The sequence below is a fragment of the Pseudomonas sp. GM84 genome, assembly GCF_000282535.1.
GTDB lineage: Bacteria > Pseudomonadota > Gammaproteobacteria > Pseudomonadales > Pseudomonadaceae > Aquipseudomonas.
In genome coordinates, this window is sequence record NZ_AKJC01000132.1 from 1 (window position 1) to 11,038 (window position 11,038).

Annotated in this window: 8 protein-coding genes; all 8 read left to right on the top strand. The window is 67.3% G+C overall.

Annotated elements, in window-relative coordinates; translation table 11 throughout:
• Positions 1-82 precede the first annotated feature (82 nt).
• The 8 genes from PMI38_RS11670 (at position 83) to PMI38_RS11705 (ending at position 10,782) form a co-directional block, all read left to right on the top strand.
• A complete protein-coding gene (locus tag PMI38_RS11670; RefSeq protein WP_008094061.1) occupies positions 83-1,750 on the top strand; it encodes a DUF1302 domain-containing protein in 1,668 nt (555 codons plus the stop codon).
• A gap of 50 nt (positions 1,751-1,800) precedes the next feature.
• A complete protein-coding gene (locus PMI38_RS11675; protein WP_008094064.1) occupies positions 1,801-3,012 on the top strand; it encodes a thiolase family protein in 1,212 nt (403 codons plus the stop codon).
• A gap of 5 nt (positions 3,013-3,017) precedes the next feature.
• A complete protein-coding gene (locus tag PMI38_RS11680; protein ID WP_008094065.1) occupies positions 3,018-3,965 on the top strand; it encodes a bifunctional OB-fold nucleic acid binding domain-containing protein/MaoC family dehydratase in 948 nt (315 codons plus the stop codon).
• A gap of 335 nt (positions 3,966-4,300) precedes the next feature.
• The gene (locus tag PMI38_RS11685) at positions 4,301-5,269 is read left to right on the top strand and encodes a WD40/YVTN/BNR-like repeat-containing protein (protein ID WP_008094066.1); all 969 of its coding nucleotides are present in this window, start codon (positions 4,301-4,303) and stop codon (positions 5,267-5,269) included.
• 10 nt (positions 5,270-5,279) lie between these two features.
• The gene (locus PMI38_RS11690) at positions 5,280-7,670 is read left to right on the top strand and encodes an efflux RND transporter permease subunit (protein ID WP_008094067.1); all 2,391 of its coding nucleotides are present in this window, start codon (positions 5,280-5,282) and stop codon (positions 7,668-7,670) included.
• A 168-nt stretch (positions 7,671-7,838) separates the two neighbouring features.
• Positions 7,839-9,074: a helix-turn-helix transcriptional regulator gene (locus PMI38_RS11695; protein ID WP_008094070.1), complete on the top strand. Its 1,236-nt coding sequence runs from the start codon at positions 7,839-7,841 to the stop codon at positions 9,072-9,074.
• Between the two features lie 94 nt (positions 9,075-9,168).
• Positions 9,169-9,936, top strand: coding sequence for an SDR family oxidoreductase (locus PMI38_RS11700; RefSeq protein ID WP_008094072.1), 768 nt, complete (start codon positions 9,169-9,171; stop codon positions 9,934-9,936).
• Positions 9,937-9,948: 12 nt separating this feature from the next.
• Positions 9,949-10,782 carry an SDR family NAD(P)-dependent oxidoreductase gene (locus PMI38_RS11705; protein ID WP_008094074.1) on the top strand — a complete coding sequence of 278 codons (834 nt, stop codon included), beginning with the start codon at positions 9,949-9,951 and terminating at the stop codon, positions 10,780-10,782.
• The last annotated feature ends 256 nt before the right edge of the window (positions 10,783-11,038 follow it).

Below are 11,038 nucleotides of genomic sequence, written 5' to 3' on the forward strand. Positions count from 1 at the left end.
CCCGCCGCCGAAGCGGCGGGCGGCCCGACGGCAACGTTGACCATTCCAGGCAGCCAGCCGGTTGCCTAACAGGAGAGCCCGTGTGATCGACAAGAACAACAATAACGGCACTGCCCTTGCCTGTCGCAGCGTCCAGCTTGCCAGCCTGACGGCGGCGATCGTGCTGGCGCCGACGCCGGCCTGGTCCGGGGAAACCCTGGAGTTCGACAACGGCGCGACCATCGACTGGTCGGTGACCACCAGCTACGGCATCGGCGTGCGCCTGGGCAAGCCCAGCGACCGCCTGCTCACGGTCAACGCCGACGATGCCAACCGCAACTTCAACGAGGGCAGCCTGACCACCAACCGGGTCGGTGCCCTCGGCGAGATGATCCTGCGCATGGACAACTATGGCGCCGTGGTGCGCGCCAGTACCTTCTACGACGACGTGTACCACCGCAAGAACGACAACGACTCGCCGGCCACGGTCAACAAGAACGGCGACAACGACGAGTTCACCAGCGATGCGCGCTACTACAGCGGTGGCCGTACCCGCCTGCTGGATGCCTACGTGTTCGGGGGCTGGCGCTTCGACAACGACACGATGCTCGACGTCAAGGCCGGGCGCCATATCGAGTCCTGGGGCGAGAGCCTGTACTACCCCGGCGTCAACGGCGTGCAGAACCCGTCCGATGCGGTCAAGGCCAACCAGCCGGGGGTCGAGGTCAAGGAAGTGCTGCTGCCGGTGGGGCAGGTGTCGGCGTCGTACCGGATCAACCCGCAGTTCACCTTCGGCGGCTACGTGCAGTACGAGTGGAAGGGCACCGAACTGGCCCCGGTGGGCAGCTACTTTTCCGGCACCGACGTGATCGGCCCAGGCCGCGAGTTCCTCATCACGCCAACGGGCAACGTGCCCTACCGCGGCACCGACGAGCCCCGCGACGGCGGCCAGTGGGGGCTGCAGGTGCGCTACCGGCCGGTACCGGCGCTGGAGCTGTCGCTGTTTCACGTCAACTACCACGACAAGAACCCGGCCACCGCGCTGGTCGGCTACGACCCGGTGCCGGTCGGCGGCGGCCTGTCGGCCTTTGTCGCCAATGGCTACCGGGTGAAGTACTTCGAAGACATCAAGCTCACCGGCATCAGCGCCTCGACCAAGCTCGGCGAAACCCAGATCGGTGCCGAATGGTCGTACCGCGACGGCGCGCCCGTGCTGGTCAATACCGGCCTCGGGCCAACCCCGGCCAAGGGCAAGGGCCAGCAGATTCAACTCTCGGCCATGCGCGTGCTGGGCGACCGGCCATGGGCCAGCCAGACCACCCTGACCGGCGAGATTATCCATGTGCGGGTGGACAGCGTCGACGCCACCTCTGCCGCCAGCAACCTGCAAGGCGTGGCCCTGCTGCCCAGCCTGCGCCCTTTGGTCGGAGCTTCCGATGACTACACCTACAAGACCGCATCGGGCTGGAGAAGCCACGACGCCAGCGCCTACACCTTGGGCGCATCGTTCAGTTATCCGGGGGTTTTCCAAGGCTGGGATCTGGAAGTGCCAGTGCGCTTCTCCAACGTGTTCAGCGGCTCGACACCCATGTCCGGAAGCATCGCCGGCGTGCAGGGCGACCGCCGCCTCAGCGTAGGCAGCACCTTCAAGTACCTCGGCAACCTGGAAATCGGCCTGACCTACGTCGGCTACCTGGGCTCGCCCGACCCGATCAAGCGGCCGTATGCCGACCGCGACTACGCCACCTTCTCGATGAAATACACCTTCTGACCGACCACCTGGACAACGCCGAGGCCTGTGGGCCCCGGCATGGAGGCACTATGGGGCTCAAAGGCCACGCAGCAATTGTGGGTACCGCGCAGTACAAGCCGGAAAAGTACGCGACGGCACCCCGGATGTTCCACCTCGAACAGGTCGCCGACCTGGCCGCCCAGGCCCTGCGCGATGCCGGCCTGCAAGCGTCGGACCTCGACGGCCTGGTGATCAACGGCCCGCAGTTCCACGAGGCCTCGGTGTTCGTGCCGGCCATGGCCGCCGAATACCTGGGCCTGCGGCTGAACTTCGCCGAAGTGGTCGACCTCGGCGGCTGCACCTCGGTGGGCATGGTCTGGCGCGCCGCCGCCGCCATCGAGCTGGGGCTGTGCCAGGCGGTACTGTGCGTGCTGCCGGCGCGCATGGCCCCGCTGGGGCCGGATGAGGACGCCGGCTGGATGGCCCGGGCCATGCGCTTTGGTGGCCACAGCACGGCGTTCGGTGCGCCGGAGGCGGAGTTCGACCTGCCTTACGGGCACATGGGCCAGAACACCGGCTACGCCATGATCGCCCAGCGCTACGCCGCGCAGTATGGCTACGACCCCAAGGCGATGGCCAAGATCGCCGTGGACCAGCGCACCAACGCCCAGGCCAACCCGCAGGCGATGTTCTTCGGCCAGCCGCTCTGCATCGAGCAGGTGCTGGGCAGCCGCATGGTCGCCGACCCGTTGCATGTGCTGGAGATCGTCATGCCGGTGGCCGGCGGTGCGGCGATGATCGTCGCCTCCAAAGAACTGGCGGCCAAGGCCCGCAAACGCCCGGCGTTCGTCACCGGCTTCGGCGAGCACCTGGCCTTCAAGTCGCCGTCCTACGCCCAGGACATGCTCCACACGCCGATCGGCCCCGCCTCGCAGCGCGCCTTCGCCATGGCCAGGCTGAAACCGACCGACGTCGACGCCGCGCAAATCTACGACTGCTACACCATCACCGCCTTGCTCACCCTCGAAGACGCCGGCTTCTGCGGCAAAGGCGAGGGCATGGCGTTCGTGCGCGAGCACGACCTGACCTGGCGCGGCGATTTCCCCATGAACACCCACGGCGGCCAGCTCAGCTTTGGCCAGGCCGGCTCTGCGGGCGGCATGTCGCAGGTCATCGAGGCGGTCACGCAGATTGCCGGGGCGGCCGGCGAGCGCCAGCTGCAACGCTGTGACAGCGTGTACGTCTCCGGGACCGGTGGCGTGATGAGCGAGCAGGGCGCATTGATCCTTCAGGGAGCATAACCAGCATGTCCAACAACAAACCGATGCCTGTGGCCACGGAGATTTCCGCACCCTTCTGGGAGGGCCTGAAGGCCCGCCGCCTGCTGATCCAGCAGTGCGGCGCCTGCCAGCAGTGGCTGTTCTACCCGCGCCGGCACTGCCCGGCGTGCCTGGCGCAGGACCCGGCCTGGCGCGAAGTGTCAGGCCAGGCAAGCTTGTACAGCTTCACCTTGACCCGCATCCCGACCTTGCCGGACTTCGCCGACGAGATGCCGCAGAAGCTGGCGGTGGTGGAACTGGCCGAAGGGGTGCGGATCAACACCACCCTGGTGGGGCTGGACGAGGCGCAGATTCGCATCGGCATGCCGCTGCAGCCGGTGTTCGCCCAGGTCGACGGCAAGGGCAACCGGCTGTTGCGCTTTACCGGCCTGGAGCAGGACGTCGGGCGCCTGGAGGCATGGGCCAGCGCCGACGACACGCCACCGGCCGCGCCCGAGGCTGGGCCCGGTGTGCAGGTCGACTGCAACGACGAAGCGGGCTTGAAGGCGCTGGTCAGCGAGCAGTTCAGTGCCTGGAGCAACAGCCTTCTGGTGGACCAGGCGCTGATCGACGCGTTCGCGCAGTTGTCCGGCGACGACTACTGGATCCACACCGACCCCGAGCGCGCCCGGCGCAGCAGCCCGTTTGGCGGCACCATCGCCCACGGTGCGCTGGTGCAGGTGCTGCAGTCGCGGCTGAAGCTGGATTTGGGCTTCGAGATCACCGGGTTCACCACGCAGATCAACTATGGCTCCGACCGCCTGCGCTTCCCGGCGCCGGTGCCGGCTGGCGCGCGGATTCATGCGCGGGCACGGGTCAAGGCGGTGGAGGTGCGTGAGCGGGGGACCCAGTTGACCCTGGAGATCAACACCCATGTGGTCGGGCAGGAGCGACCTTCGGTGATCAACGATCTGGTGATCCTTTACCAGCGCTGATCCCTCAGGGCCCTATCGCCGGCAAGCCGGCTCCCACAGGAACCCCACCGCACTTGAGAACGGCGCACTACCTGTGGGCTTCCACAGGAACTGCACTGAGCCTGAGAGCGGCGCACTACCTGTGGGAGCCGGCTTGCCGGCGATAGGGCCGGACCTGCCATCCCCCATCCGGCCGGCCACCGATTCTTAAGCCATTTGGACGATGTTTCGTTCCGCGCCCCAGCCGACTATCCCATTGCCCCTGCGGCTCTCCCCGCAGGTCCGGCGCCTGACAAGAACAAGAGGAATGGCTCCATGGCTGCTTTGTTCGCGTGTCACCCCAAGGAGCGTTGCCCATGCGCTCGCTGATTGGCTATCTGGTCTGCCTGTTCGTCGGCCTGACCATCACCTACACCTTCCTCCCACGCCCCGAGGCCGTGCCAGCCAACCCGCCGCTTCGCGCCGACCGGGTACAGATCAACGCCTTGCTCGATGTCGGCCGCCGTGTGCTGGCCGTCGGCGAGCGCGGCAGCATCCTGCTCAGCGACGACCAGGGCGCCAGCTGGCAACAAGCCCAGGTTCAACCCCAGCGCCAGGTCGCCCTGACCGCGCTGGTAGCCCTGGACGACCAGCGCCTGCTGGCGGTCGGCCACGACGGCTGGATCCTGCGCTCCGAAGACGCCGGCCAGCATTGGCGCGAAGTGCGCCACGACGACAGCCTTGGCGAGCCCCTGCTGGGCGTCTGGGCCGCCGGTGGCGAGCGGGTGATGGCGTTCGGCAGCTTCGGCAAGTTCTACCAGTCCATCGATGCCGGGCAGACCTGGCAGCCGCTGGCGCTGGACATCGACAGTGCCCACCTCAACGGCATGGACGGCGGCGCCGATGGCCGGCGCATGCTGGTCGGCGAGCAGGGCCTGGTGCTGCGCAGCCGCGATGCCGGTGAGCACTGGCAGACCCTGCCGGCCTTCTACAGCGGTTCGCTGTTCGGCGTGGTGCGCCTGAGCGCCAGCGACTGGGTGACCTACGGCATGCGCGGGCATGTGTTCGTCAGCCACGATTTCGGCGAGCACTGGCGCCAGGTCGAGGTCGGCAATGCGCTGCCGTTGTACGGCCATGCCCGGCTGCCGGGCGGTGGGCTGGTGCTGGTCGGCGCCGGCAGCTCGGTGGTGCGCCTGGATGCCCGTGGCGAGCTGGCCAGCGCCAGCCGCATCAGCGGGCACGGCACCCTGACGTCGGCGGCCATGGTGGGTTCACGCCTGTTGCTGGGCGGTGAGCAAGGGGTTTTCGTTGAATCCGCGGGCAACCTTGCCACGCTGGGCAAATGAGGGACGAACGATGAGTAAGGCACAGACCCGCGTGGCGCGTTGCGTCGAAGCGACCGCCAACGGTTTGATGAAAGGACGCAAGGGCTGGTTGCTGTTGTTCGTGCTGCTGACCCTGGGCCTGGGCTACAGCGCCACGCACACCCAGCTGGACCCGGGCTTCAACAAGCAGATCCCGGTGCGCCATGCGTACATGGTCAACTTCCTGCGCTTCAGCCAGTACTTCACCGGCGCCAACCGCTTCCTGGTCAGCGTGCGCTGGAAAGGCGAGGGCGACCTGTACAACCCGGAGTTCCTCGATACCCTGCGCAAGGTCACCGACGATGTGTTCTTCATCTCCGGGGTCAACCGCGCCAGCGTCACCTCGCTGTTCACCGCCAACGTGCGCTACATCGAGATCACCGAGCAGGGTTTCTATGGTGACGTGGTGGTGCCGCCGCGCTTCAGCGGCAGCGACGCCGACCTGGCCCAGGTGCGCAGCAATGCCGCGGCGTCCGGGCAGATCGGCCGGCTGGTGGCCAACGACCTGAAATCGGCGATGGTGCGCGCGGACCTGCAGGACATCGACCCACAGACCGGCAAGGCGGTGGACTACGCCGAGGTGGCCGAACGCCTGGAAGCGATCCGCCACAAGTACGCCAACGAACACATCGAGATCAACATCGTCGGCTTCGCCAAGCTGGTCGGCGATGTGGTCGAAGGGTTGAACACGGTGATCGGCTTCTTCGTGATTGCCTTTGTCATCACCGCGCTGCTGCTGTTGCTGTATGCCCGCTCGTGGCGCCTGACCCTGGTCGCGCTGGTGGTGGCGCTGCTGCCGGTGGTGTGGTTGCTGGGGCTGCTGCCGCTGCTGGGGCTGGGCATCGACCCGATGTCGATCCTGGTGCCGTTCCTGATCTTCTCCATCGGTGTGTCGCACGCGGTACAGATGACCAATGCCTGGAAGCAGGACGTGGTGGCCGGCGCCAGCTCGCTGGAGGCGGCGCGTTCAGCGTTCTGCAAGATCTTCATCCCGGGCTCGCTGGCACTGCTGATGAACGCCCTGGGTTTTGCCGTGATCATGCTCATCGACATCCCCATCGTGCATGAGCTGGGGGTCACCGCCTGCATCGGGGTGATGCTGATGATCGTCACCAACAAGCTGATGCTGCCGATCATCCTGTCCTGGCTGCGCCTGGAACCGGGCGCGCTGCGCCAGGCCCAGGCCGCCCAGGGCGGGCGCCATCGCCTGTGGTGGCGGCTGTCGGCGCTCGCCGAACCTGGCCCTGCGCTGGTGGTGTTCGGGCTGAGCCTGGCGCTGCTGGTGGCGGGGGCGTGGAAGGCGCGGGAGCTGGCCGTGGGCGATATCGGCGCCGGCGCACCGGAGTTGCGCGCCGACTCGCGCTACAACCAGGACAATGCGCGGATCATCGGCAGCTACTCGATCGGCCTGGACGTGATGTCGGTGTTCGTCGAGGTAAAAGGCATCGAGGAAGGCTGCCTGTCACCGGAAGTGATGCGCGCGGTGGAGGCCTTCGATTTTCGCATGCGTGCGGTCAGCGGCGTGCAGTCGGTGCAGAGCGTGGCCGGCATGGGCAAGCGGGTGATCGCCGGCAACAACGAAGGCAATCCGCGCTGGGCCGCCATCCCCGGTTCCGCCCGCGGCCTTAGCCAGGGCGCCCGGGCCTACATGCCCGACGACGGCCTGGTCACCGAGGGTTGCCAGCAGATGCAGATCCTGGTGTTTCTCACCGACCATGAAGGCGCCACCGTCAGCCATGCGATCGGCGAGGCGCGGCGCATCATCGACGAGGTGCGCACGCCGAAGGTCGAGCTGCTGCTGGCCGGGGGCAACGTCGGCGTGATGGCGGCCTCCAACGAAGCGGTCAAGCGCGCCGAGGTGATCATGCTGGCGGCGTTGTTCGGCTCGGTGGCGCTGTTCTGCTGGCTGACGTTCTTCTCGCTGCGCGCGGTGCTGTGCATCCTGGTGCCGCTGGCGATCGTCGCGATCCTGTGCAACGCGCTGATGGCGATGCTGGGCATCGGCCTCAAGGTCGCCACCCTGCCGGTGATGGCGCTGGGGGTCGGGGTCGGGGTGGACTACGGCATTTACCTGTACGAGCGCATCCAGCACGAGATGGCCGCCGGCGCGGACCTGCGCGAGGCGTTCTACCGGGCCATGTGCCAGCGCGGCACGGCCGCGGTGTTCACCGCCCTGACCATGTCGATCGGGGTCTGCACCTGGGCCTTCGCGCCGCTGAAGTTCCAGGCCGACATGGGCGTGCTGCTGTCGTTCATGTTCCTGGTCAACGTGCTGGGGGCGATCTTCCTGTTGCCGGCGCTGGCGGCCTGGTTCAACCGGGGCCGGCCGTTGGTGGCGCGACAGTCGGCAGCCGGTGCGGTGCTGAGCGGCCAGCCCCGCTGAAGCATCCAGTAACCAAAAAAATAAACCCGGTTGCACCTATTGTCGCCACCGGGGGCCGCCAGCGAGACTGTGGCGCGGGTGTGTTGCAGCGAAGGGGCCACTGGCCCCGCGCCGAAATTATAAAAATAACAAGGGGAGGCCCAGCCTTACCCGAGCGAGGAGAACACTGTGGACAAAGCAGTCTTGACCCATGATGCACTTGCCGCTCTCGGCCTCGACCTGGCCGCCTATGACCGCCTGGTCGGCGAGGTCTACCAGGGCGCCCTGGATCCCAAACTGATGGCCCGGGCGCTGACCAGCTTCCGTACCCTCTACGGGGCCAACTACGCCACCTTGATCCTGCGCGTGCCCGACCAGCCCGACATGGGCGTGATGATCATCTCGGGCGATATCGAAGGGGCGGGCGATGTCAGCTACATGACCTACCCGCAGACCAACACGCCGTTCGCCAACCAGCCGCTCGACCACGTGTTCACCGTCGACGACATCATGACCTCGACCGAATGGGAGCACAGCGCCTACTTCAAGATGTTCTGCGGCCCGCAAGGGGTGTACCACGTGATGGGCGCCGACATCTCCACCCCCGACGGCGGCAAGCTGCGTTTTCGCATTACCCGGCCCAAGCATGCGCCGAACTTCTCGGCCGATGAGCGGGCCCTGTGCGGCATGTTCCTGCCGCACCTGCGCCGGGCCCTGCAGGTGCACAACCTGCTGGACCGCAGCGAGTCGCTCAGCGAGCTGTATTCCCAGGCGATCAGCCGGCTTTCGGTGGCGACCCTGGTGCTGGACGAAAGCGGCAGCGTGCTGCGGGTCAACCCGGTGGCCCAGGAAATTCTCGCCACCGGCGACGGCCTGAAGCTGGTGGGCGGGCGCCTGGAGGCGACCTACCCGAGCGACAACCGCGAGCTGCAGCGTCTGGTTCGCGCGGCGTTCTCGCCGGATGCGCCGAAGAGCGCCGAAGCGATGTCGGTGACCCGGCCTTCGGGGCTGGTCAACCTGGGCCTGGTGGTGGAGTCGATTCCGTCACTGGACTGGGCCGAAGAGAAGGGCAAGCCGGCGGCGCTGGTGTACATCCGCGATGCGGCCAGCAAGTCGCTGGCCAGCGAAGTGGTGACCAAGCAGCTGTTCAACCTGACCCGGGCGGAAACCGCGCTGGCCATGGAACTGGCCAACGGCCTGTCCCTGGAAGAGGCTGCCGAGGTGCTGAACATTCGCCGCAACACGGCCCGGGCGCACCTGCGCTCGATCTTCTCCAAGACCGGCGTGCGGCGCCAGACCGAGCTGGTGCGGATCCTCCTCAACAGCGTGGTGGCGCTGGGCAAGCCGAAGGTGGCGCTCAAGGCCATCGACCGGCTGAAAGTGCCGCCACCGCAACTGGCAGTGGCCATTCCCCAACGGGCTTGAACCCGGCCCCCGCGCGCCGGATTTAGTCCGCCAGGACGATGCCGGCGCGTAGCGGTCCTGCCGATACTGGCCGGACCCATCATGGAGATTCGTTATGTCTGTTACAGCTATCAGTGGCAGTGCCTCGGGCATTGGCGCGGCGGTCAGTGCCGCCTTGCGTGCGGCGGGGCATGAGGTAATCGGTATCGATCGCAGCGACGCCGAGGTGATTGCCGACCTGTCCACCGCCCCCGGGCGTGAGGCGGCCATCGCCCAGGTGCTCGAACGCAGTGGCGGGGTGCTCGACGGGCTGGTGTGTTGTGCCGGGGTTGGCGTGACCGCGCCGTCGTGCGGGTTGATCCTGGCGGTCAACTATTTCGGCGTCAGCCAGCTGCTCGACGGTCTGCAGGATGCCCTGGCCCGTGGCCAGGCCCCGGCGGCCCTGGTGATCGGCTCGGTGGCGGCGACCCAGCCCGGCGCCGAGCAACAGGCAATGACGGCAGCGATGCTGGAGGGGGGCGAGGCTCGGGCGCTGCAGCTGGCCAACGACCTGGGTCAGCCGCATATCGCCTACGCCTGCTCCAAGTACGCGGTGACCCATCAGGCTCGACGCCTGGCACCGGCCTGGGCGCAGCGCGGTATCCGCCTGAACGTGGTGGCGCCCGGTGCGGTACAGACGCCGCTGCACCAGGCCTCGCTGGACGATGCCCGCTTCGGTCAGGCGGTGCGCGATTTCGTTGCGCCGCTGGGGCGTTCCGGCCATCCGGAAGAAATCGCCGCGCTGGTGGCATTCCTGCAATCCCGGCAGGCGGCCTTCATCCACGGCAGCGTGGTGTTCATCGACGGTGGTATGGACGCCATGGTGCGTGCGCCGCGCTTCTGACAAGGACCTGGCATGAACAAAGTGGCATTCATTACCGGCGCCAGCCGGGGTATCGGCCGCGCGGCGGCCCTGGCGTTCGCCCGGGCCGGCTATGACGTGGCGATCAGTGCACGCACCGTGGAAGAAGGCGAACAGCATCCCCATGCCTTGCGCCAGGCCAGCGGCGCGCCGCTGGCGGGCAGCCTCACGGCGACCGCCGAGGCCATTCGCACGCTGGGCGCGCGGGTGCTGGTGGTGCCGATGGACCTGCTCGACAGCAGCACGGCCGAGGAGGCCTGCGCGACGGTGTTGGCCGAGTTCGGGCGCATCGATGTGCTGGTGAACAATGCGATCTACCAGGGCAGCGACCTCAACGCGACATTCATGGCCCTGCAGCCGGACACCCTGGAGCGGATGTTCAAGGGTTACATCCTTACCCCGTTCCTGCTGACCCGGGCGGTGGTCGAGCGCATGTTGGGGCAGGGCGCTGGGGTGGTGATCAATGTCACCTCGGGCGCGGGCGAGAGCGATCCGCCGGTGGCTGCTGACCAGGGCGGTTGGGGTTATGCGTATGGGGCTGGCAAGGCGGCGGTGTCGCGGTTGTCCGGCATGCTTTCGGTGGAACTGGGTGAGCGCGGGATTCGGGCTTATACGCTGAACCCTGGGGTGGTCACCACCGAAGCGCTGAAGGCGACCATTGGCGAGCAGGGTGTGATTGCCTTGCGCGCCGGCAGCGCGCCGCCGGAAGTGCCGGCGGCGGTGATGCTGTGGCTGGCCGAGGATGAGCGGGCGGTGAAGTATCAGCGGCGCACGCTGGCTGCCCAGCCGTTTGCGCTGGAGCATGGGATCGTGGCCGATTGGAGGTAGGAGCGGATTTATCCGCGATGGATCCACCGCGGTGCATGGCCGGGGCTTGCGCCCCGGATCGCGGATAAATCCGCTCCTACAGGCCAACACAGACATTGAAAGCAGCGACGTACCTGTGTGTGGGAGCCGGCTTGCCGGCGATAGGGCCAGCACAGGCTACATCGTCGTGTCTGTCCCGGCCTCATCGCCGGCAAGCCGGCTCCCACAGGTACTCCACGGTTCTCGATGCCTGTGCCGTACCTGTGGGAGCGGGCTT